The organism is Flavobacterium sp. AK-345 (assembly GCF_058310175.1).
Genome location: NZ_JBZEER010000017.1, coordinates 1 through 25,058 on the forward strand (window position 1 = coordinate 1; position 25,058 = coordinate 25,058).

Genomic DNA, 25,058 nt, shown 5'->3' on the forward strand with positions numbered 1-25,058 from the left:
AAAAGAGTTTTAGTCTGGCAGACAATGCAGATGAGCAGGAAACGATCGACATTAGCTATTGCGATACTTTATATAAATAAAAATATTGTTTTTAATTTTTGAAAATGAATACAGCAGAAAAAATTTTAATTTTAGAAAAGCACTATAATATTTCTCTTGTTGAATCAAGCAATTTTCATCAGATAAATACGTATAAATTGAATGATAATGAAGAGATTGTTTGCTTAAATTTAAGTAATAACCAAATTTCAGATATTTCAATTCTAGCTGATTTAACTTCATTAACTAATTTAAATTTGAGCAAAAACAAGATTTTAGATATTTCTGATCTAGAATATTTAACATCATTAATTTCTCTAAACTTATCATATAATCAAATTTCAGATATTTCAGCTTTAGCAAATTTAAAATCATTAAATAATTTGGTATTAAATGAGAATTTAATTTCAGATATTTCAGTTTTAGAAAATTTAATTTTTCTCATTATTTTAGATTTAGGTCATAATAAAATTTCAGATATTTCATATATTCAAAATCTAAAATCATTAATATCTTTAACTTTAAGGACTAATCAAATTTCTGATATTTCGTCTATAGAATATTTAATTTCATTGAAATTATTAAATTTATGGAATAATAGAATTTCTGACATTAGATTTTTAGGTAACTTACTGTCTTTAGAAACTTTATATTTATGGAATAATCAAATTGTGGATATTTCGATATTGGCTAATTTAGTTTCTTTAAATTCTTTAGATTTAAGTGATAATCAAATTGTCGATATTTCAATTTTAAGTAATTTAACTTCTCTATATAGTTTAGATTTAGCGAGTAATGAGATTTCGGATATTTCAAGTCTTGGCAATTTAATTTCTTTAAATCGATTAAATCTGAATTATAATCAAATTTCAAATATTCAAGTATTAGAAAATTTAAGATCGTTGAATAGCTTAGAGTTGGTCAGAAATAAAATCTCAAATATTTCTTTCTTAAAGAAATTATTAAAGATTAGTTCTTTGAATTTGAGTGACAATGCAATATTTGATTTAACACCGATTAGATTTCTAAAAGAAATAAAAAAATTGTATTTAACAAATGTGGCGGCTAATGATTTTAGTGTATTGAAAAAAATCACTAGCTTAAATGACTTATTCTTATCGAGTAATGAAATTTCAGATATCTCTTTTTTAGAAAATTTACTTAATATAAAGGTTTTGCATCTACAGAAAAATAACATTTCAAATTTAGATATTTTAAAAAAATTCAAAAATTTAACAGAAATTTTTTTGAATGATAATGAAATATATGATTTAGAACAATTTCAATTTATAATAGAATTTCCCTCATTAAATATTAGAGCAAATAACAATTTTTGTTTTGATGGATATGATGTTAAATTCGAAATCAATAAAAATCATTATGATGTGATTTTGAATCTTATAAAGAAATTAGATGAAGAGAAAAAAGAATACGTTTTGCCAACAAAAGTATTATTGCTTGGCAATACTGGATGTGGAAAATCAACTTTATTAGATTATCTATTGCAAGATGCTAGTGAAAAAGAATTTAAGAATAATTTAGAAAGTACTCATATAATTCAAGTAGAAACTTTTCCAAAAAAAATAACAAAAAATCAAATCCCAGAGGCAGTTTTTTATGATTTCGGAGGACAAGATTATTATCATGGATTATATAAGGCATTTTTAAGTAATGATTCTCTAAATGTATTGTTATGGAATCCAATAAATGACAAAAATCAGATTAGGAAAGATAGAAATCAGCAATTTACGAGAGATTATGATAGAAATTATTGGTTGCATCAATTAAAGTTTCAATACAATAAGAAAGAAAAACTTAATCAGAAGTCTGAACCAATAATTTTGGTTCAGACTCATGCTGATGATGGAGTGTCAAATAGAGATACTTATAATGGCGATTCTAGTGAATTTAATATTATTAACGAATTTTATTTGTCTTTCAATTCAGATGCAATTAAACTAAATAAGACTTTAGATATTGGGTTACGTTATTTTGAAGAAACTTTAAATGAACAAATTATACAAAAACAAATTGTTAAAAAAGAACCGATATGGTACAAAGACTTTTTGAATTTTATATTAAGATCAAATAAGAGATCGCATGTTTTGTTATCAGACATAGCAGAAGAATATAAGAGAGAAAGTGATAAAGATAATTATCTATTGCCCGAAGTTTTACGGGAAATTGCTCAGACAGGGTTAATTTTATATTATAAAGATGATACTGATTTAAAAGATGTTGTTTGGTTAAATCCAACTGGTATTATTGAAGATATACATAATAGAATATTATCGAAAGATGTTATAAAAGTCAATAAAGGAATAATTAGTCAGGAAGTTTTTGATAAAATTGTTAAAGACGAAAAAATCATAAAATTATTGATCAATCAAAGGGTAATTTTTTTAGATGAATATGACAATAATTATATTATTCCAGGATATTTGCCATTAACTGAAGAAGAAGATAAATTATATGAGTTATTGACTTTTGATTTTATTGAACCAAGCTTTATATTAAAGTTTGAATATTTTATTCCATTTGGATTAATAAATCAGCTTGTATGTTTCTATGGTAAAAATAAAAATAAAAAGCACTATTGGAGGGATCAACTTTTATTTACTAAAGATAATTGCAAAATTTTAATCAAATTAGATTTTACTAATTTAGAAATATCTGTTTCAATAAAATCAAAAGAAAATAATAAAAAGTTAGACATATTGCAAAAAGAGATATTTAAAGATATCATTGATATTTATTGGGATAAAACATATTCTAAGTTAAAATGGATAGATATAAAAGAGAAGATGAATTATATAGATATAAATTTGGAAAATCATAAATATGTAAATTTAGAGAATCATAAATATATCAGTATAGAGAATTTTAAAGATGGAGACTCAAAATTTAATAAATTTTATGATAAAATTAATATTGAGAATTTGATAGGAACTAAATGGAAATCTAATGTTGAAGATTTTAGAAGTGCAATTATCAGTCCAGATGATTTATACATTTCGATTGATAATAAATATTTCGTAAATCATAAAGATCTACAAAATGAGGATAAAACATTCAATAAAATAATATCTTTCGGCTTAGAAATAAAGAAAGAAAAACAAAATGATAAAGAAGTTGAAATTAGAAGGCTAAATAAGAATTTATTTAGTGAAAAAGCAACAGGATTATTTAGAAATTTCACAGATAATAAAAACGCTGAAAATATGAAAAGAATATTTATTTCTTATGCTAAAGAAAATAAAAGACAAGTAAATGAATTTCAAAAACAAATTGCTCCATTTAAATTAACTAAAGAAGTTGAAACATGGCATTGTTCAGAACTAGAATTAGGAGAAGAATGGGACTCAAGAATTAAGAGCAAATTTTATGAAGCAGATATAATTCTTTATTTTATAAGTACTGATTTCTTTAGTACACCTTATATTCTTGATGAGGAAGTTAAAAGAGGTATAGAAAGAGAAGCTGATCCACATGATAATGTTGTTTTAATTCCAATTATTTTGGAAAAAATTCATTGGGCGGATTTATTAGGTAAATATAGTTCTAATTTTAAAGGAGTTCCTATTAGTTTATATGATAAACCTAACAATGCATGGTATGAAATTGTAGATCAATTAAAAAGAGATCATTTTAGAAAAGCAGATCCTAATAGCACAGCAGAAATTTTAGGTCAATCAAAAGATACAATGAAAACGCAAGAAGATATCATCGGAGGAAAATTATAAAAAAAAGCTGTAGATAAATCCAAAAAAGCGCAAACCCTTTAAAAGTTTGCGCTTTTCCAATTTTATATAAAAGAAAAAGAAAACCTTATTTCCCTTTCATCAATTTCTCTAAATATTCAACTTTATCCTTTTCAGCCTGAACCAAACGTTCGTAAAGCTCAACAACTTTATCAAGAGGATTGAAGTAATTTGAAATTAGTTACTGTTTCCATTTTCTTGATTACTATTAAACTATTATAGTAAAAGTTATTTGAAAAATCCGTATAAATCAGCGTTTTCGCGAAAGCGAATCCGTATAATCTGCGTCTAAAATCGCCCCAACATCAGGGCGATTTTCTTTTATATAAAAGCGAATATCAAGAAACCATCATCTTAACCCCTAAAATATGCTTGCAAATCCCTCGTTTACCCTGATAAGCTGTAAACCAGTCACAAGTACATCTTTGCGAATTATTGTCGATAATTACTTTGTGTACAACGCCGGAACCTTTTACTTTGGCTTCGATATAATTGGCTCTTCGTTCGACGATTTCGATGTCTTCGTTAGCTAATAGTTTTTTCGCATTTTTAAGTCTTGGGTTTAGCGATAAAATGCGTTCGGTTTTAAAAGGGAGACGACGGTAGAAATGCGCTTTTTCGCTTAAATCATAACCTAATAATCCCATTGAAGATAAATTCGAAGTCAGATTATCCATTGTGCCAAAATCAATATCATTTTCGATAGAAAGCATCGTTGGGTCAAAAGTTTCGTTTGATTTTAATAAACTGTTTAATCCGTAAACCCATTCTATGGGTAAGTTTTCGGTCATGGTTTCGAGTACATTTCCTTCGCCCGAAAATCCTCGGTACGAATCTGGAGAAAAAGCCATTAAAAGCTGCATTTTTCCAAATTCGGCGACTATGGCACATGTTTGTTTGTCTGACGATTCGTAGATGAAAATTTTGTCTACAATGGCCAGAATTCCTTCTAACAAACGCAATCTTTGAACGCCTCCAATTCTAACACTATCGGCAGTAGCCAAAGTCGAAAACATAAATTTTCCGGCTCTTTTGGTTATGAAAAAATCGCCTTTTACAGACCCTTTTGGTAAACTTTGAAACAACTGAATCGTCTGAATTTTATTCAATTCAAACTTAATATCCATATCTGCCAGATACAACTGAACGCTCGTTAAACCTTTTATCCAGCGCATGGGCAAGGTTACTTTTTTCTCTGTCACTTTTGCTTTGCTTGTAATAACCTGAACATTCTGCTGACCAACGGCAAGTGTTACTTTTTCGTTTTTCTGAATCGCATTCAAAGCATTCAGCATCGGATCATTAAAATCGACATTCGTTGTTCCGTTAGCAATAAATTCTCCGTCGATAGCTTCGGGTTTCATGTCCAGTCGTACATAAACGCCGTTGCAGGACGAAAAACCTTCGAAACGCAAACGCTCAGATCCTGCCGAAACAATAGGATCGCGAAGACTTGGCGGAATGGGTCCAAAACTGGAACGAACCACTTTGGCAATCGTAGTCCAGCATTTTGCGGTAACATAAGGATCGGTCAAACTTCCCCAAAAAAAACACGGAATGTTATTGACTTCCTCAATTTCGGTTTGATGTGCCAGAACCAGATTATTGATGCCTTTGGTTTTACTGTAAGTCGAAATTCCTTTATAATTATATTCTAGATCTGTCATTTTCTTTATTTTAAAATTTGCTTAATCAATGATTTAAGCGATGCATTATCTTTCCAATTTTCGAAGAAAACAATGGCTTCCGCAGATGGTTTTTGATTGGTTTTGGTTAAAACATCCAGATAGTTTTCGATGATTTTCTTGAAGTTCGTTGGCAATTTTTCCTTTAAATCAAGATTGGCAAAGAAAGAGTTGAGCAACTTCAATAAAGCATTATTATGCAAAGGCGAAACATCTTTCAGGGCAATTAATCCGTCGACTAATCTTAAAAACACGCCATATTTTTCTGTTGTGAGATATGCTATTTTATGAGCAAAAAGTTCAACATCAATAGCTTGTTTTTCGATTAACTGAATCAAAACTTCCGATGCCAGTAAGCGTAAATCTTTTTTCTCCTGAAAGAAAGTACATGCAAACAATAGCAGGCTAATATCAGAGAATCGAAATTCCGGGCGGTTTATAATCTCCAGAAATCCTTTTAACTCTGGTTTTGCTCCATCGCCGGTTACGCAATTTTGCAATAAAGTCAATGCCAGTGCATCTGAATTTTGGGGAGTAAGGCTATGCCAGAAATAGGTGTTTCCTGCATAACTTAGTAAATAATCCCAATCGTTTGAACGCTGATAAGCATCAAGACTGTACAGCAAATAATTTGGAATTTTAGAATAATTCGGCAAATCAAATTTTAGCTCGTACCACGATGGCGTTCGCTCTTTTTCTTTGGTTTGATAATTTGTCCATTCGTTCCATTTTTCTTTAAACTGAACATTTGGCTGAAAAGGAGACACCACAAACGGAATGTCTTTCAGATACGTATTTTCAAATTCAGCAAAAGTATCATTAGGATAAAAAGTTCTTGCCGCAACTGCCCAAAGCGATAATTTTCCGGTTTCTTTGGTCGTTTTTCCCATTGTTGCCAATAGTTTCGAGAACATAGAAGTCTCGTCTAATTCGATTTTAGCGTTTACGCCCAGACAAAACGATAATAAGGATTTTAGTTCGCCTTCGATTTTATCCAATAACGGAATGGCATCTTCGACATTTTCTCTCGGCATACGCGCGATTGCAATAGCAAGATCGACAGAATCAATTTCTTCATTGGTGTTTTGATACGCAATAACCCTTTCTAACAAAACTTTTGGAGCCACCCAATACGGTTTATGACTCGGTAAAGAAAGCAGGGGTAAAGTAGAATTGGAATCTATTTTTTGCTGTACTTTTTCGAGTAAAGGCTGCATTAATAAAGTAGTGTTAATCTTTGAATAATGATTGACTTTACTATTGAATTTGTTATCGATGTTGGCGATTTTAGATTGTAAAAAAGCCTTCACAAAATTTTTGTGAACACTTTCAAAATAATGTTTTTGCAATTGTTTTTCATAAGGCTGCAATTGCGCTGTATAATCTGCCGGAAACAAATCCCGTTGCGAGATATAAATATTCAACAGAATTTCTGCATCTACAGTTTCATCAGAATTTATGAAATTTCCAAACTGAAAAACAACATCATTCCAATCCTTTGGCAACTGAACTTCGTCTGTAAGCAATAACTCTTTTTGAGGTTCAAATACATATTCTTCTAAAGCAGAATCATCGACAACCAGACTGTCTTCATCTAAAAATTGCGTTAATCCTGATTTTATATTTCCCTGCATCATTGTTACGTACGAAGATAATTTCTCTTTAAGCACTTTATCTTTTACGTTGGCAATTTTGGTGATAATTTTGGTAGCGCGTTCCTGCAGAGCCAAATCGGCAATGACATAAACATCAGCAATAATGGATGCGATTGCCGGGCTTAGTTTCGGGTTTGATTTGGTTATTTTTTCTAATATTGGCAGAACGTTTTTAATGGCTGCTTTGCAATCGCTGCGCATCATTAAAGGCTCCAGCCATTCCAGGAATGATTTAGTTTTGAATTTTGGATGATCGTACATTTTCTTGATCAATTCAATTCCGTAACTTGTTATTGGCGGATACGGATTGTGTAAATAAGAGAATATATTTTCCTGATGAATGATAAGTTCATCGGCTGTAACATTAAATTCTTCGATTCTTTTTCTAAAAAAAGATTTCAGGTTATTGTTCCATTCTTTGGTTTGAATGAGGATGGCATTTTCGATAAAAAATGTGCGATCCATCTTTTTTTCTTCTAATAAAGATTGATAAATAACGGTCCAGGTCTGAAATTCATCATGTTTTTGAGTATCATTATCTCTAAAGAAACTATTGTGCAGAATCGTTTCATAATTAAACAATTCGGGAATATCCCTTTGATAAGTTAGTTTGTCGTTTAATGAATTATTAATGAATCTTCTGGTCTTCATCTTTGCACGCCATTCATTTGTTGCCGCAAGGGTCAAAGCGTATAATTCGGCATTATATTGCAATAAATCATGCTCTTCTAATTTACGCAGAATATGATAATTAAATCCAACCCAATCCTGTCTTTTTACTTTGTCTAGAATAAAGGTATCTAGCCAATTGGGTTTTGCCCACAATAAAACATCCAGAACCGTAGGCCTTTCGTCTATTTCATTCAATAAGCTCAAAGCTTCATCCCAGGAATTGATTTCGGTTTTATCGAATAATGCAATGGCACTAAGGGTAATAATATCACTTTGTTTTTTATCGCCGCGGGTTCCCCAGCCATAATCGTGTTTGTCTTTTTTTACATATCCCGGATCTTTCGTAAGATCGGTATACGTCATAAAGTAACGTTTACTTTTCTTAATCTGCTTTTTTAAAGCCTCAATATTTCCTTTTGATTTTTCTTTTAGAAAAGGCAAAAGCAAATCAATATTTTTTGATTTTATGATAGTATCATATTCTTCAATAACTTCATCAGATTTAGCACTTTTAGCTGTTTTTGGATTTGAAGTCACAGCAACATCACCGGTTTCTGAATATCCTTTTTTTACTTTTTCTGCGAGTATTTTTTCTGCTGATTTCAGACATTCTTCGTCTGTAGAAAATGATTTGGTTTGAGAAGTTCCCGAAGTTCCGTTTTTGCCGTAAGTCACCGTATATTCTAATCCTGTAACTTCAATTTGCCAAAACTTATCGGAATTTCCATCGATGTATTTGAGGTATTTTTTCATATTTGTTTATGGGCTGAATGAGAGTGCGTATATTCTCAAAAATATAAAATTATTAAGGTTTATCCGGGCTTTTCAGGGAAAATTTAGGTTAAAATTTTTAAGCAATCCGATAAATATTTCAGGACTAATACTATAGAATTGTTAAATTATATTAATAAAACGCTTACATTTGCCCCGAAATGAAAATGAAAAACATACATATCAATCTGTCAGTAAGACAATATAGCGATCGTTTAGCGGGATTTCCTCCAGCTAAATGCTCAGGATGTAGTATGTATTTTAATGAATTGAAGTGTAAATTATAGTTACAAACTCAACATAAATATATAAAAGCGTCCTTATCGGGACGCTTTTTTTGTTTAGATGCCTTTGGCATCGCTCAGTTTGAGAAATATTGATCGCTCAGTATGGCATAAAAATGATAAAAAATAACCCTTAACTAAAAATAATTAAAAAAATAATTGACCTAATGTTTAATGATTAAATCAAATAGCGAAATATAATCTTGAAAAGTAATCTGATGAGAGACAGTCATTTGATACAATTAAGGATCTGCATAAGTATGCGGACAGGGATTTTTATGGCTTTAATTTATTGTTAACTATTTAATTATCAGTAAAATAATTTTAAAAATGATTTGGATAATTGATTTTTTCGACATTATCTTTGCCGAAGAAAATCTGAAAAATGAATTTCAATACTAACAATGATTTCAAAATAAATACAACATATAAAATGGCTTTTAATAAAAACATACATAACGCAAAACTGCTAAACCCGAGCTCATATCTTGGATGTTTAACAATACAGGTGCATGAATACAGGCAATAGGATAGTTATATCGTATTTAATCTCATGAAGCACCTTTAACCGGGTGCTTTTTTTGTGTCCAAAAATAAATGATTTCGTAGCTCAATTGGCAGAGCGCTTGACTGTTAATCAATAGGTTGAAGGTTCGATTCCTTCCGAAATCGCTCGTTCTCTAGAAAGAACTGGCTCATTGGGGTTACTGGCTAACCTTCCCGACTGTCTCTCGGGAGAAACGGGTTCGACTCCCGTATGAGCCGCTTTTTTAAGGTGCTGAGGTTCTGAGGAAAAAGGTGAAGAGGCAAAAAGGTACAAGGTTGAAAAAACTTAGAATCTTAGTCCCCTCAGAACCTTTAAAAAAAAACTGGGAAGATAACGGTGGTTGTTTACCCGCCTTGGACGCGGGAGGTCGCAGGTTCGAATCCTGCTTCCCAGACAAATGGAAATACGCTAAAGCTGGAGAGTTAGGGCGGTCTGTAAAACCGTTGTCTTTGACTGAGTAGGTTCGAATCCTACTATTTCCACAAATTTCAGATTTAAATCCTGAATAATATTCCGAACATAACCCGATTTGAAGACATTAGGCAAGTCTATTTATCGACTATAATTGATTGGATAAATTAAAATATTATACTACGCAGAATTATTGCGCAGTGTCATTTGAATATTTGCTGAGGAAATAAAAACGTTCTTTAAAAATCGAAATACATCAAAGGCAACTTTGATTTACAATATCAAACAAGTCCTGTTGCGTGTTTCTGTATAGCACCATTGTAGGGAACTTTCCGCGAAAGCGTATTATGTTTTTCTATGCAACTTGATTTGGAGGTTTTCGATAGTTCGCCAAAAAACTATCCCACACTCTATGTGTCGTGGGTTCGAATCCCATTCGCAGCAATGCGATAGCTCAGTTCGGTAGAGCAATAGAAATTGCAGGTTCGATTCCTGCACCATTCCTGAAGGGATGGTTGGACGAATGGTAAGTCAACAGACTGTAAATCTGTCAGAGCGCATCACTCTTAAAAAGATGCTCATTAGGAAAAACTGATTTGTCTTTGTCGGTGAAACGAGGATTTGGGGATCCAAATTTCACACTCACGATAAAACCAGTGCGAACAGAAATGTATTTTGAGATACTCTTTTTCTTTTCGGTTTGATTGTCTTAGCGATTTTTTTAGAATTTAGAATCGCTTTTACAAAATAGAATCGCAAACAATTGGAGTAAACAAAGTACAAACTATTCGTCCGTTTTTCTCGGAGGAGAAAGGCAAAGAGGTTTTTTTATTTAGAAAGAGATAAAAGAAAATAGAATAAAGAAAATAGAATAAAGAAAATAGAATAAAGAGAATAGAATAAAGAGAATAGAAGCAAGATAATAGAAGTAGGAGTTTAGAATTTAGATTTATGCGGTTTCGAAACCTGAAACCTGAAACCTGAAACCTGAAACCTGAAACCTGAAACAAAAAAACTAAAAACAAAATAACCATGATAAAAAGAATTAAAATCGAAGCTTATCAAGTAGGATTGGTATTCGAAAATAGAAAATTAATTAACGTATTAGAAGAAGGTTTGCATTGGATTTTTGGAAACAAAAATGTAATGATTTACGATATGAATGCATCATTTCAGGCTCCGTTTGAGTTGAATATCTTATTGCAAAATGAAATGCTTACAGCAATTTTAGAAGTTGTAGAAGTTGCGGATAATGAAATTGTACTGCAATTCGTAAACGGAAACTTTAAAGAGGTTTTAACTGCCGGAAGATATGCTTTTTGGAGAGGAATTGTAAAAAATGAATTCATAAGGGCAGACATTTCTAAAATTGATATTACGGAAAAAATTCCTGTAAATCTATTAGAAAATGTGAAGCTGAGATTGCTTATTAGAAAATTCATTGTTTCCAGCAATGATAAAGCATTGTTGTTTGTAAACGGAACTTTTATAAAAGAGCTAAAAGCGGGAACGCATTATTTTTGGAACAACGCCATTACGATCGAAGTTAAAACAGTTGATGCCAGACAACAGCAAGTAGAAATTTCTGGTCAGGAATTGTTGACCAAAGATAAGGCAGGATTGAGAATTAACTTTTTTGTGAGATACCAGGTTGTTGATGTCATGAAAGCGTTGGTGGATAACAAGGACTTTGATAAACAATTGTATGTAGCCATGCAATTAGCTTTAAGAGCTTTTGTCGGCGGATTAACGTTGGATGAATTACTGGCTAAAAAAGATACTATTGCCGAGGCGATTTTAGCTGAAGTAACGACTAAAATATCAGATTTAGGTTTGGTTATTTCTGATGCCGGAATTCGTGACGTAATCTTGCCTGGAGATATGAAAGAAATCATGAATCAGGTTTTGGTTGCCGAGAAAAAAGCGCAGGCAAACAGCATTATGAGAAGAGAAGAAACCGCCGCAACAAGAAGTTTACTAAACACAGCAAAGCTGATGGAAGAAAACGAAATGTTGTGGAAATTGAAAGAGATGGAATACGTAGAAAAAATTGCCGATAAAATTGGTGAAATTACGATTTCAGGAAGCGGTAACGTTATTGGACAATTGAAGGAAATCTTCGTGAAATAAAAAACGGCTGTCTTTATGAGACAGCCGTTTTCTTTAATTTTGCGCATTTTATATATAAATCCTATTAAAGAATATTATTTTCCTCTCTAATGTTCAACCTTTTTTTCTTTCAGCCAAAACCAAATACTCATAAAGCTCAAAGTGGTTCTTGCTCTATAGTTTTCCTTTTTCGTCTCACTGCGTAAAAGTATTTTTTATTCCGTCTCGAATAATATTAACTTTTCCATTTTCATAATATCCTTTATAATAAATCTCTTCCGCATTTTCTACTTCACTTTCATATTTTAGATTCCCATTACCATAATAAGCATAAAATTTTCCATTCGGAATTCCATTCACAACATTTTGAAATAGTGAAATTTTTCCATTGTTAAAATAGCAAATGATTTTTCCATTATATCTCAAATTGTCTTTAAAAAGAATCCTTTTTCTATAAAGCCCTGAAAAAACCAAGCCTCCATTTTCATTAAAATATTCTACGTTATATTCACCTTTTTTTTGTGTTTTTTGTGTGTATTTTTCCATAAAGTTACCATTGAGGTAATGATAACTTTGCGATACGTTTTCTATGAATTTAAATTTTGGTTTTCCATTTGGCCAATAATCAGTAGATTCTTCTTTGTCGTTATCATACTCATGTTCAAGGCTTCCATTTTTTCGAAAATTAATGTTTTTCCCTATCTGTACTCCATTATTGTCATATTTACGGACCCATTTAGGTCTTCCATTTTCGTACCAATCAATAATTGTATCATAAATTTGATTATTATTTTTAATATTGGCAATTGATTTCTTTTTTCCAGATTCGTAAAACCCAACCATAATGTAATCTGATTTTTCTTTGTAAAACCGTAAAGTTTTTATTTTTTTACTTTCATAAAAAAATGTGTCGATTACATTATAGTTTTCTTTATTAATACCTATTGTATCTAATTCATTTTCAATTATTGTTTTTTTCTTACAACAAGCAAATAGTAAGCAAATTAATAGTGATAATAAAATATTTTTTTTCAATTTTCTCTTTGTTTAATTGGTTCAGATAAGTTTTTTAATTATTTAATCTTTGAAGTAATCAATAATATATTTATTTATTTTTTGAATTTTTGAATTTTTTTTAATATGATTAAATACGGTCTTGGTTGTTTTTGCGTGTTGTAAATATGTGTTTTTTCTTACTTCAATTGAATAACCAATAATACTAACTTTAAATCTTTATATTTGCATTATAAACTTCATGAAAAATGAACTACAAAATATCATTTCAGGAAAGAGCCAAGTTAGGCATGGAAATTCTATCCAAACAATCTCCCGTTACCTTAGAAAAAGCAAGAGCGCAAGCGGAACGTTTGAGTCAGGCAAGCAAATCAAAAGTGAAGAAACAGCGTTGATAAAAGAATTTTGTAATCGAAACAGTTTTTGGATTACTTATATAAATATTAATGCTTTTATCTCTTCTGGCGCTGAGCAAAAAGTTTATCTTCAAAACAAACACAAAGTAATCAAGCTAAACGATAGTATTTATTATGAGTCTTGGAAAGATTATTTCAATAATTTATTATTAAATAATTACTTTTTTCCTGATACAGCTTATCAATTAATTGGATTTTATGAACAAGATGATACACTTTATGCTGTTGTAGAACAGAAATTTGTAGAATCTAATTGTGATACGGAATTAGAAAATGTAAAGCAGTTTTTAATTTCTAATGGTTTTGTTAATACTAGAAATAACGATTATTTTAATCCAGAAGTTGGTATTATTCTTGAAGATTTACATGATGAAAATGTTCTAACTTTTGATGATAATTTATTTTTCATAGATACAGTTTTCTATCTTACAGAAGTATTTTATAAAGACCAATAAAAAAAACGGCTATCATTCGATAGCCGTTTTCCGTTGGTTTGTATTATCTTGATTTATTTAATTTTGACCGTATATTTTAGTGTAAAGATCTTTGTAGATTTCTTTAATAATTTTACGTTTTAATTTCAGCGTTGGAGTCAGTTGTCCGCCGTCGATAGACCAAACATCCGGAGTAAGTTCAAAACGTTTGATTTGTTCCCAGTGTCCAAATTTTTTGTTGATTTCTTCGATTTCGTTGTCAATACGTTTTACAACTTGTTCGTTTTTCACGATTTCTTCGTTAGAACTTCCTAAAGTTACTTTATGCAGTTTTGCCCATTCTTTTACGAATTCAAAATTTGGCTGAATAAAAGCTGCCGGCATTTTTTCGCCTTCACCAATTACCATAATCTGCTCAATAAAACGAGATTGTTTCATGGCGTTTTCTATAAGCTGAGGTGCAATATATTTTCCGCCCGAAGTTTTGAACATTTCTTTCTTACGATCGGTAATTTTAAGGAAACCTTCTTTGTCAATTTCTCCGATATCTCCCGTGTGGAAATATCCGTCTTTTAAAGCTTCATCTGTTTTTTCCTGATCTTTATAGTAACCCAACATTACGTTTGGTCCTTTGCAAAGAATTTCACCGTCTTCAGCAATTTTTACTTCAACGTTGCGAATTACTTTTCCAACAGTTCCAATCTTGAAACCTTTGTTTCTTTGATCGTTTACGGCAATTACCGGCGATGTTTCAGACAAGCCGTAACCTTCCATAACCGGAATTTCTGCCGCAGCAAAAACTCTTGTTAAACGTGGCTGTAAAGCAGCACTTCCGGAAACCATTAAATCTAATTTTCCACCCAATCCTTCTTTCCATTTGCTGAAAATAAGTTTTCTGGCAATTTTTAACTGAAATTCATACCAAAAACCATTGGCTCCGTATGGTTCGTATTTTAAACCTAAATCAATAGCCCAGAAAAATAGTTTTTTCTTAATGCCGGTTAATTCGCCGCCTTTGGCATAAATTTTATCGTAAACTTTCTCCAGAAGTCTTGGTACCGCTGTAATTACAGTTGGCTGAACTTCTTTTAAGTTATCACTAATTTTATCAATCGATTCTCCAAAATAAACCGAAACACCATAATACTGATAGATGTACAAAATCATTCTTTCAAAAATATGGCAAATAGGCAGGAAACTCAAAGCGGTGCTTTTTCCTGCATCAAACGGAATTCTTGGCGCACTGTCTAAAACATTCGACACAATATTTTTGTGCGATAACATTACTCCTTTTGGTTTTCCTGTAGTTCCGGATGTGTAGATTATGGTGGCTAAATCATCTGTTTTAATACTGTCTTTTATAGCCTCAACTTCAGCCTGATTGCTTTCGTCTGCGCCTAAAGTCAATAATTCAGACCAATGTTTGGCGCCCGCAATTTCATCAAATGTATACACTTCTTTTAAAGTGGGTACATTCGCTTTTATGGCATTTACCTTGTTCAATACTTCGGTATCCGAAACAAAACAGTACATACTGCCGCTGTGGTTTAATATATATTCGTAATCTTCTTCGGCAATTGTTGGGTAAATAGGAACATTTTGTGCTCCTGTCTGTAAAATACCAATATCCATGATATTCCACTCCGTACGATTATTAGAAGTAATTAAAGCAATTTTGTCATCTTTTTGAACACCCATGCGCAATAATGCTCTCGAAACAGCATTAGCTTTTGCAATATATTCCTGTGTGGATGTTTTTTCCCAAACCCCGTTTTTTTTAGTTGCCAAAGCAACCGGAAGGTTATAAGTCTCTTGTTGATAATAAGGAAAATCAAAAAGGCGTGTGATTGAAACCATGTTTAATATATTGAATTTTACTGCAAATTAAATAAAAATAAGGTATAATTTTTATTTTTATGAAATTTTATGGGAAAAATTATAGGTACTATTGAAAATGAACGAAAACGTTTTCTTTTTTGTAGCAAAATTTAGAAAAAACAAAGAAATATTTAAATTAATGCACAATTATTGTACGTTATAATCTTCATATTCTTTTACTCTTTCTCCCATCAGGAACATTCTTTTCTTAAGGAAATGTATAGAAAGCTGTGTGTAATTCCACTCTTCGCTGTCTGTAATTCTGTACCAAAAAGTATAAGATGCACTATTAAAACCTTCCTTAAAAATGGGTGTGCCTTCGTCGGTACATTCAATTCCCCAGTTAATTTTACTTTTACTTAAATCTGCATTCTGGATAACGCCAGTTCCATCAGGGTTTAAAACCGTACTAGGCGCTTTTTGACCTATTGGTAAATAAGTTCCCGGAACGGGATAATTAAGTGTAGTTGTTATATAACGCTCATGATTTTTGTAATTAATGGCATCTACCTGAACTTGTGAATGAGATTTTGTAGCAATAAAAAATAATGCAATAAGAAGTATTCTTAGGATTTTCATTGTATGTAGGTTTTAATGTTTTTGGGTTAAAAAAGTTTTCGTGGCAGGAACTTTTTGGCGAATATAGTTCAAATTTCAATAGAAAAAGAAATCGGAAATAAATATGAATGTGTTTTTTTAAACTTTTTATTTTCAGAAGGTTTTTATTGAATAAGTAACTGATATTCTTCTGATTTTTCTGAATTATGCAGTTTATGAAACCTCAGAGTTGTTTTTTATGAAGAAATGAAAAAAGGGTGTTTTTCCCCTATAAGAAACGGGAAATTCCCTTATTAATTCTTTGAAGTAAAGAGTAGTTTTACCTCGCTAAAATTAGTAAACAGAAAAGCAAAAACAGGCAGCCATTATTCTTGAATACTGAAACTGCTTTTTATATAAAATGAGTAAGTGTGGAACTAATACTCAAATTTGTGGAGGCGTTTTATTAAAAAAAGACGCCGCCACCAGATGCAGAACCTTGGTGGACCGTTGCAGCGATTGACTCAGGCTTGTTGGTCGGAGGGCAAGAGACGTATTGTTTAGCAATACAATCGTGGAGAATCTTTTTTTGGGGGACAAGATTCGATCACTTCAGGGTTGTTTGCTTTAAGTGCATCAAATGTTGTAACAGGAGTTGCTTCGGCACCAAAAGGTTTTAAATAAAAGTGCCTCAGCTAATAGGGATAGTGCTGGGGCATTTTTTTTGTTTTTTCGCCACGAATTCACAAATTTATTTTAGTCAATATTAATTAGTAAAATTCGTGAATTCGTGGCAAAAAAAAACGCTCGAATTTATCGAGCGTTTTTAGTAAAATATTAGTTTTTCTCAATCCATTTTCTTGCATTGATAAAAGCTTCATGCCAAGGTGTAAACTCGTCATTTCTGTCTTTTGGATAATGTGCCCAGTTCCATTGAAAAGTCGAACGTTCAATATGAGGCATTGTAACCAAATGTCTTCCTGTTTTATCACACATCATGGCTACATCGTAATGAGAACCATTTGGGTTTGCAGGATAACCTTCGTAAGCATATTTAGAAACAATGTTATAGTTTTCTTCACCCATTGGTAAATTGAATTTTCCTTCTCCGTGAGAAACCCAAACTCCCAAAGTAGTTCCGGCCAATGTCGACAACATAACCGAATTGTTTTCCTGAACTTTTACAGAAGTAAAAATACTTTCGTGTTTGTTACTATCGTTATGAAGCATTTTTCCGTGCACTTCATGCTCCGGATTAATAACTTCTAATTCCATAAACAACTGGCATCCATTACAGATTCCAACAGATAAAGTATCTTCTCTTTTAAAGAAATTGTCCAAAGCCGTTTTTGCTTTTTCGTTGTATAAGAAAGCTCCGGCCCAGCCTTTTGCAGAACCTAAAACATCTGAGTTAGAGAATCCTCCAACAGCACCAATAAACTGAATGTCTTCAAGCGTTTCACGACCAGAAATTAAATCGGTCATGTGAACGTCTTTTACATCAAATCCTGCCAAATACATTGCATTTGCCATTTCACGCTCAGAATTACTTCCTTTTTCACGAATAATAGCCGCTTTAGGTCTTGGTTTTGAAGCATCAATTACAGGAGCTTTACCAGTAAAGTGAGATGGGAAAGTATAATTTAAAGCCTGATTTTTATAGTTTTCAAAACGTGCTTTTGCAGTTCCGTTTTTAGATTGTTTTTGGTCTAATAAATAAGAAGTTTCAAACCAAACATCTCTATACTCCGCAATATCCAATTTATATCCCGAGGCTTCGGGACCAAATTCCAAACTTGGCGTACTTTGAACTGAACCAATTTTGAAGAATTCAATATTATTTTGTTTCAATTTAGCTTCAACAGCTGCATCAGATTTTGCCTGAAAAACAATTCCGATGTTTTCAGCGAAAAGAATTTTCAATAAATCTTTTTCTGCGAAAGCACTAAAATTAATTTTTGCACCCAAATTCACATCAGCAAAACACAATTCTAATAAAGTAGTAATCAAACCACCGCTTCCGATATCGTGACCAGCTAAAATCTGGTTTTCACCGATTAATTCCTGAATCGTATTAAAAGTATTTTTAAAGAAAGAAGCATCTTTTATTGTCGAAGTTTCTTTTCCGATTGTGTTTCTGATTTGTGCAAAAGACGAACCTCCTAATTTGAAATCATCCTGAGACAAATTGATATAATAAATTGAATCTCCGTTTTTCTGTAAAACAGGCTCAACCACTTTTCTAATATCTGTACAGTTTCCTCCGGCAGAAATAATAACCGTTCCCGGTGCGATTACTTCGTCGTTTGGATATTTTTGTTTCATTGAAAGTGAATCTTTTCCTGTCGGAATATTGATTCCCAATTCAATTGCAAATTCAGAACAACCTTCAACGGCAGCATACAAACGAGCATCTTCACCTTCGTTTTTACAAGCCCACATCCAGTTTGCAGAAAGTGAAATTCCTTTCAAACCATCTTTAATTGGCGCCCAGATAATGTTTGATAATGATTCTGCGATAGCATTTCTGCTTCCCGCAACCGGATCAATCAAAGCGGCAATAGGAGCGTGGCCAATAGAAGTTGCAATTCCTTCTTTTCCTAAATAATCCAAAGCCATAACCCCAACATTATTCAAAGGCAATTGCAAAGGTCCTGCACATTGTTGTTTGGCTACTTTTCCACCAACACAACGATCCACTTTATTCGTTAGCCAGTCTTTTGAAGCAACCGCTTCCAGACGTAAAACATCTTTTAAATAACTTTCGAAATTGGCGCTGTCGTAAGTAACATCAGCATATTTTCTATCGATAGTTTTATCGGTCATAACCGTTTTTGGAGAACTTCCGAAGAAATCTTCCAAAGCATAATCCATCGGTTTTGAACCATTTGATTTTGATTGAAAAGTAAAACGGTGATCTCCCGTTACATCTCCAACCTGATACATTGGCGAACGCTCTCTGTCGGCAATTCTTTGCAAAATATCAATATCTTTTTGACCAATAACCAATCCCATTCTTTCCTGAGATTCGTTACCAATAATTTCTTTTGCAGAAAGTGTAGGATCTCCAACAGGCAATTTGTCTAAATCGATTAAACCTCCGGTTTCTTCCACCAATTCCGAAAGACAGTTTAAGTGTCCTCCAGCTCCGTGATCGTGAATTGAAACAATTGGATTATGATCGCTTTCTACCAAACCACGAATCGCGTTTGCAGCACGTTTTTGCATTTCAGGATTCGAACGCTGAATTGCATTTAATTCGATTCCTGAACCGAAAGCTCCAGTATCTGCAGATGAAACCGCAGCTCCACCCATTCCAATTCTATAATTTTCTCCACCCAGAATTACGATCTTATCGCCTTCTTGTGGTTTCTTTTTTATTGCCTGATCTAGTTTTCCGTAACCAATTCCACCTGCTTGCATGATTACTTTATCGTAACCAATTTTACGGTCGTTTTCTCCATGTTCGAAAGTTAAAACGGAACCTGTAATTAACGGTTGACCAAATTTATTTCCAAAATCAGAAGCTCCGTTTGAAGCTTTGATTAGAATATCCATTGGCGTTTGGTACAGCCATTTTCTTTCTTCAAGAGCGTTTTCCCATTTTCTGTCATCGTTTAAACGAGAATAAGATGTCATGTAAACTGCTGTTCCGGCCAATGGCAAAGAACCTTGTCCACCTGCTAAACGGTCACGAATTTCTCCTCCAGAACCTGTTGCAGCTCCGTTAAAAGGTTCAACTGTTGTTGGAAAATTATGTGTTTCTGCTTTTAAAGATAAAACCGAATCAAATTCTTTGATCTCGTAATAATCTGGTTTGTCAGCTGTTTTTGGTGCAAACTGCTGCACTTTTGGTCCTTTTACAAAAGCAACGTTGTCTTTGTAAGCAGACACTATATCATTAGGATTTTCCTGTGATGTTTTTTTGATTAATTTAAAAAGAGAAGTTTCTTTTTCTTCACCGTCGATTACAAAAGTTCCGTTGAAAATTTTGTGACGACAGTGTTCTGAATTTGCCTGAGAGAAAGCAAAGATTTCAGAATCAGTAAGTTTTCTTCCTAATTTTACAGCAAGATTATCTAAGTAATCAACTTCTTCCTGACTTAAAGCCAAACCCTCAACTTTGTTGTAAGTTGCAATATCATCGATCTCCAGAATTGGTTCTGGCTGTACGTTGATCGTAAAAATCTCCTGATCTAATTGATTGAATTTTTGAAAAAGCATCGGATCAAAATCAGTAAAATCTTCCGTTGCCGGAAAAAATTCTTCAATTCTGATGATGCCAGGAATACCCATGTTTTGAGTAATTTCTACAGCATTTGTGCTCCAGGGTGTGATCATTGTGGCACGTGGACCAACAAAAAAATCCGACAGTGCGGATTTCTCGATCTTATTGGAGTTGGCAAAAAGCCAGTTTAATTTTGAAATGTCTTGAGCCGAAATTTCGTTTTGCGTTTGTACGGCAAAAACAGTTTTGCTTTGGTTTTCAAAGAAATGGATCATTGTGATGTGTAGTTTGTTGTATTGAAGGTGCAAATTTAGTTTAAATAAATAGCAAGCGCAAATTTGAAAACAAACTCTTTTAAAGTTTTTGCCACGAAGGCGCGAAGGCGCAAAGTTTTTTTTTGTTTCACGCAGATTTGGCAGATTGAGCAGATTTAAATGGATTGTAATTTTATTGTAAATCTGGGTAAATTTATTCAGTTTGTTTTTTTTTAATCTCGCAAAGTCGCAGTGGCGCAAAGATTAATATTTGGTGAATAGCGTCCAGCTTTAGCTGGATGAAAAAATAAATCAAAGAAAAAGGCTTTAGCCAAACTATACAGGTTTGGCTAAAGCCTTTTATAATTCTATTACTAAACTCCAGCTAAAGCTGGAGGCAAGTCAAAAAAACTTAATTGATTATGATTTTCTTAATTATTGTTTTTGAATCTGTAATGATTTGTACAACATAAATGCCTTTTGCTAAATGACTTACAGCAATTGCAGCATCTGTAGTATTTTGTTTTTCGAAAACTTTTTGTCCTGCAAACGAAATAATTTCAATAGAATAAGTCGTATCTAAATTATCAAAACCAACATAGAAGTTTCCATCAGAAGGATTTGGGTAAATGATAATTTCATCAGAATCAGTAATTTCTTCGTCGATTGGTTTCGCGATTTTGCTTGCCAGATTATTGCAAGTGTCAGTTGCATACGAATCCCATTGCGAACTTAAATTGAAAGTTGTCGATGGAGAAGTAACAGTCGATTTTCTTCTTAAAGTAACATCTATAGCAAAGTTGGCCGTTCCGCCGCTAAAAGTTCCAATGATGTCAATTAAAACACCATTTTTGAATAAACCTACAGCATCATTTCCGTTAAACATTAATTCCGTTCCAGAAGTTGAAATATTTGCGGCACTTGTAGAATAACAAGTAGAAGAAATAGAACTGTTTACAATTACGAATTTACTTCCTGTAGTTAAAGTTCCGCTCAAGGCTAAACCAGCACTCCACGAACCCGCTCCATTGGTTTGTTTTTTAATCGTGTAAGCCGATAAGCTCACAGAACTTCCTGTATTATTGGCAATTTCCAGCGCTTTATTATTTCCTGAACCTTCAATGTATTCAGAGAAAAGTAAATCTGTTGCAGTTCCGCCTGTTCCGCTGCTGTTCGTTGTTACGGCAATTGTACTGCTTGATGCTGAAGTATTTCCGGCCGCATCTTTTGCTTTTACATAAATAGAATAACTTGTTGAAGCTGTTAAACCCGTTATCGTTGCTGATAATCCGGAAACTGTTGTTTTGAAAACGCTGTTGGCATAAACATCATAACCTGTAACGGCTACATTATCTGTAGATGTATTCCACGCAAGTGTAATTGATGTTGAAGTTTTTGATGTCGAAGCCAGACTCGTTGGAGCAGTTGGGGCCTGAGTATCTGTTGAAGAAGTTCCTCCCCAAATTTGATTCACATATTCTGGATGATCGATGTATGGATTTCTGTTATTTTGACGCCCATAAATGGCATTGTTTCTCGCAATTTCTCTCGCACTTACAGGATCTTGAGCATGCCACGCCAAAAGAACATTTAAGAAAGCTGTTGTAAATACTTTATTGGCAGAACCGTCAAACATTGGAAAAGAATAACCAGAAACGGTATTTTCATAACGTGTTGCAAAATAAAAATACATTCGGGCAATATCTCCCTTAAAAGCATTTACAGGTTCAAAAACAGTTCCCGAATATCCCGATACAGAACTTGATGATCCCAATTTGCTTCCGTTTTGAGAAGTGTATGTTGCAGAACTTACTGTTCCATGCGGATAGTTGGAACGCATTCCGTTTACTTTTCCGTCGGTTGGTGTAATAAAATGCGCATCAGCAACCATTGGTGACTGCTCATTAAAAACGGATTGTGGAATAATATGTTCTCTGTTGTAGCAATCGCCCTCCACAGAATAATTTCCGCAGCGTTGCGTACTTCCTGTACTATAATTATAAGGATCTGTTCCCGATGGATTTTCAGAATACATGTCTAAAACAGTTCCGTCATTTTCGTAAAAATTATCAACGTCAGAAGTTTGATACGTCGTGTATAAACCTGCATAACCGTTGTCAGTATGACCTTTAATAATGTTGTATAATTGTGTTTTTAAAGTGTAACCTGTTCCCGTTGCCGTGTTGTAATAACCACTTGGAATCTGTGCAAAACTGACTGTAAAAAGTAGTAGGAATAAAAAAGAGTAGAATTTTTTCATAAAATAGTTTTTAGGTTTGGTTGAAAATACTTCAAAATAAACTTTTCAATAAATTGATTATGAGAAGTTTAATTTTGTAATTGTAACAAATCTACTACTTTTATAAATACGCTGAGTTAAGGAATGATTATTTTTAGATATATTTTCTTACGGTTGTGTTTTTTTGCCACGAAGGCGCTAAGGCACAAAGTTTTTTTTTCTCATTTTTGTCATTTCGAGGAACGAGAAATCACACTAGAAACTCGACAAAGATTGGCGACATACTATGCGGAGTTTCTAGTGTGATTTCTCGTTCCTCGAAATGACAAACAGTACGTTAATGGTTACTTAAAAAAAACTTCGTGCCTTAGCGCCTTCGTGGCAATCCTTTACTCAGGAAAAACAGCACTTTGATAAGCGCCCAAATCAGGAGGAGAAGTTCTTGTCGCTCCAATAATATCCAACGGAATTGTATACGCCTGATTTCCTTTCGCGAAAGCGGGAGAAGTATTGTCTATATTGAATTTGTTGAGATTAACATTATAAAACTTCGGATTTTCGTTTAAGATAATTTGATTATAATGTTCTGTATCTGTTTTAAACTGATAATCTGGATTTGATGAAGAGCTGCTAAATTTTAATAGACAATTGTTTAATTGATATACAAAAGGTGCCGCAGTATTTTTGTTCAAATTAAATTCGCTGGTATTTGAACCATAAATAATGCAGTTATTAAAAGTAGCCTGCGTTAACGGATTCGTTTCGGGAGTTGCGCCAGCCAAACTGTTGCTTAAATTCACCGCAAAGTGTGAGCTGCTTTGCCAATTATTGTAAAAAGTACAATGTGTAAAACTGTAATTTCCACCATAAACACAAGTCAAACTCGCTAAACCGGAATAATTGATAACAATGTTTTCACCATTAAGATGAGCATTTTGAGCTAAAATTCCATATTCGGCGCAATTGTAAATTTGAGTGTTTTTGATTTGAAAAGCTGTTTCATCCTGATTTTGGATTGATAGACCAATTGTTGCATTTTTCAACGTTAAATGATTGATCGAATGATTGGTGCTTTCTTTAGAAAAAATAACCGAACTCCATTGTCCGGGAACATCAGAATATTCAGGTTCCAGACGATCGCCTTCAAAAACAACTTCGTTTTCGAGTTTTTCGGTTGTAGAGACATCTCCGTTAATTTGAAGAGAAGCATTATTATCTACAAAAAGTCCTGAATTGGCATGAAAATGAACTCGCGCTCCGGCCTCAAAAATGACGGTTTTATTTTCCGGAACTCCTGCAAAACCATAAATTACATAAGGTTTCTGATTGTTGAAGATCAACTCATTTCCGTTTACGGCATCATTTTCATCTAAATAAAAACCATCAACTGATTTTCCGTCAATCTCGATTTTTTCTTTTGTTCCGTCAGGATTTTGTTTTGGATAAAGAAAAACAGCATCCTGAATTAAAGTAACCAAAGCTACTTCCTGAAGATTCGAACCGCCATCAAACTGAATTTCATCGGTATATAAAAAATCTGTTGGGTTTGCATCTGTAATATCCGCCGTTGTTTCTATAAAAATATACAAACTGTCTTTTGCCAAAAGCGTTACATCATTGAAGATTTTGCCATTGTTTCCGTTCATTCCGTCAACCGTCATTCTGTATTTAGAATTCAATCCTTTTTTAAGCTGAATGGTTGGAATCGAAATATCGTCTTTACTTTTATTGTACACTTTTAACTGGTATGTACTCGAACCGATGTTTTTAAAAACAGTATCTAAATAAACGGTATCTTTTGAAAACTTTAAATCTCCGGAACTGGCAACGGTATCAAAATCAGTTCGGCAGGAACTAAAAGTTATAAGCAAACCAAGAATGAAGAATGTGAAGTATTGACGCATTTTAATGAAGTTGTTTTTTTGCCACGGATTGCACAGATTTAAATGATTTTCTATTCTTTGCTAATAAAATTTAATCTGTGTAATTTGTATCAAATATTTTTATTGTTCTGTAAAAATAACAAAAAACTTACATGTTTGAAGCTGATTTTAAATAATAGAATTGGATTTTCGAATTTGTAACTCATCTTTTCTTTAATTTTACGATTTTAAAGCCCATTTT

At 32.8% G+C, this 25,058-nt stretch carries 11 protein-coding genes, 4 tRNA genes and 1 pseudogene; 7 read left to right on the forward strand and 9 right to left on the reverse strand.

The genetic code is table 11. From position 1 onward, the window contains the following. Nucleotides 1-104 precede the first annotated feature (104 nt). Nucleotides 105-3,782, forward strand: coding sequence for a leucine-rich repeat domain-containing protein (locus AC4FQ3_RS21075; protein ID WP_491183177.1), 3,678 nt, complete (start codon nt 105-107; stop codon nt 3,780-3,782). Between the two features lie 85 nt (nt 3,783-3,867). On the opposite strand, the pseudogene AC4FQ3_RS21080 reads toward AC4FQ3_RS21075, so the two are convergent. From AC4FQ3_RS21080 to AC4FQ3_RS21090, 3 genes and pseudogenes are all read right to left on the reverse strand, one after another. Continuing rightward, a pseudogene (locus AC4FQ3_RS21080) lies at nt 3,868-3,966 on the reverse strand (transcriptional regulator); the annotation flags it as partial. Nucleotides 3,967-4,138: 172 nt separating this feature from the next. Then, nucleotides 4,139-5,467, reverse strand: coding sequence for an SWIM zinc finger family protein (locus AC4FQ3_RS21085; RefSeq protein ID WP_491183178.1), 1,329 nt, complete (start codon nt 5,465-5,467; stop codon nt 4,139-4,141). A 5-nt stretch (nt 5,468-5,472) separates the two neighbouring features. Next, on the reverse strand, nt 5,473-8,565 hold the full coding sequence (locus AC4FQ3_RS21090) for a DUF6493 family protein (RefSeq protein WP_491183179.1): 3,093 nt from the start codon (nt 8,563-8,565) through the stop codon (nt 5,473-5,475). 901 nt (nt 8,566-9,466) lie between these two features. Here AC4FQ3_RS21090 and AC4FQ3_RS21095 point away from each other — a divergent pair. The 5 genes from AC4FQ3_RS21095 to AC4FQ3_RS21115 all read left to right on the forward strand — a co-directional run bounded on the left by AC4FQ3_RS21095 (nt 9,467) and on the right by AC4FQ3_RS21115 (nt 11,955). After that, nucleotides 9,467-9,539 (forward strand) — tRNA-Asn (locus AC4FQ3_RS21095). Nucleotides 9,540-9,559: 20 nt separating this feature from the next. Then, nucleotides 9,560-9,632 (forward strand) — tRNA-Asp (locus AC4FQ3_RS21100). Nucleotides 9,633-9,736: 104 nt separating this feature from the next. Then, nucleotides 9,737-9,808 (forward strand) — tRNA-Pro (locus AC4FQ3_RS21105). A 5-nt stretch (nt 9,809-9,813) separates the two neighbouring features. Next, nucleotides 9,814-9,896: transfer RNA gene (locus AC4FQ3_RS21110), tRNA-Tyr, on the forward strand. 961 nt (nt 9,897-10,857) lie between these two features. Further along, a complete protein-coding gene (locus AC4FQ3_RS21115; RefSeq protein ID WP_491183180.1) occupies nt 10,858-11,955 on the forward strand; it encodes a slipin family protein in 1,098 nt (365 codons plus the stop codon). A gap of 174 nt (nt 11,956-12,129) precedes the next feature. Here the strand turns inward: AC4FQ3_RS21115 and AC4FQ3_RS21120 are convergent, their stop codons facing one another. Continuing rightward, complete coding sequence (locus tag AC4FQ3_RS21120) at nt 12,130-12,969, reverse strand: toxin-antitoxin system YwqK family antitoxin (RefSeq protein WP_491183181.1); 840 nt, start codon at nt 12,967-12,969, stop codon at nt 12,130-12,132. 220 nt (nt 12,970-13,189) lie between these two features. Here AC4FQ3_RS21120 and AC4FQ3_RS21125 point away from each other — a divergent pair, with 220 nt between their 5' ends. After that, nucleotides 13,190-13,819: a putative polyvalent protein kinase domain-containing protein gene (locus tag AC4FQ3_RS21125; protein WP_491183182.1), complete on the forward strand. Its 630-nt coding sequence runs from the start codon at nt 13,190-13,192 to the stop codon at nt 13,817-13,819. Between the two features lie 57 nt (nt 13,820-13,876). Here AC4FQ3_RS21125 and AC4FQ3_RS21130 read toward each other — a convergent pair whose 3' ends face one another. From AC4FQ3_RS21130 to AC4FQ3_RS21150, 5 genes are all read right to left on the reverse strand, one after another. Then, the gene (locus AC4FQ3_RS21130; protein ID WP_491183183.1) at nt 13,877-15,655 is read right to left on the reverse strand and encodes an AMP-dependent synthetase/ligase; all 1,779 of its coding nucleotides are present in this window, start codon (nt 15,653-15,655) and stop codon (nt 13,877-13,879) included. Nucleotides 15,656-15,823: 168 nt separating this feature from the next. Next, nucleotides 15,824-16,255, reverse strand: a complete 432-nt coding sequence (locus tag AC4FQ3_RS21135) for a hypothetical protein (RefSeq protein WP_042563085.1) — start codon at nt 16,253-16,255, stop codon at nt 15,824-15,826. Nucleotides 16,256-17,050: 795 nt separating this feature from the next. Further along, a complete protein-coding gene (purL, locus tag AC4FQ3_RS21140) occupies nt 17,051-20,716 on the reverse strand; it encodes a phosphoribosylformylglycinamidine synthase (protein WP_491183184.1) in 3,666 nt (1,221 codons plus the stop codon). Nucleotides 20,717-21,107: 391 nt separating this feature from the next. After that, nucleotides 21,108-22,955, reverse strand: a complete 1,848-nt coding sequence (locus AC4FQ3_RS21145) for an endonuclease (protein WP_491183185.1) — start codon at nt 22,953-22,955, stop codon at nt 21,108-21,110. Between the two features lie 368 nt (nt 22,956-23,323). Next, entirely contained in the window at nt 23,324-24,838 is a 1,515-nt protein-coding gene (locus tag AC4FQ3_RS21150) for a hypothetical protein (protein ID WP_491183186.1), read from the reverse strand. Nucleotides 24,839-25,058 lie beyond the last annotated feature (220 nt).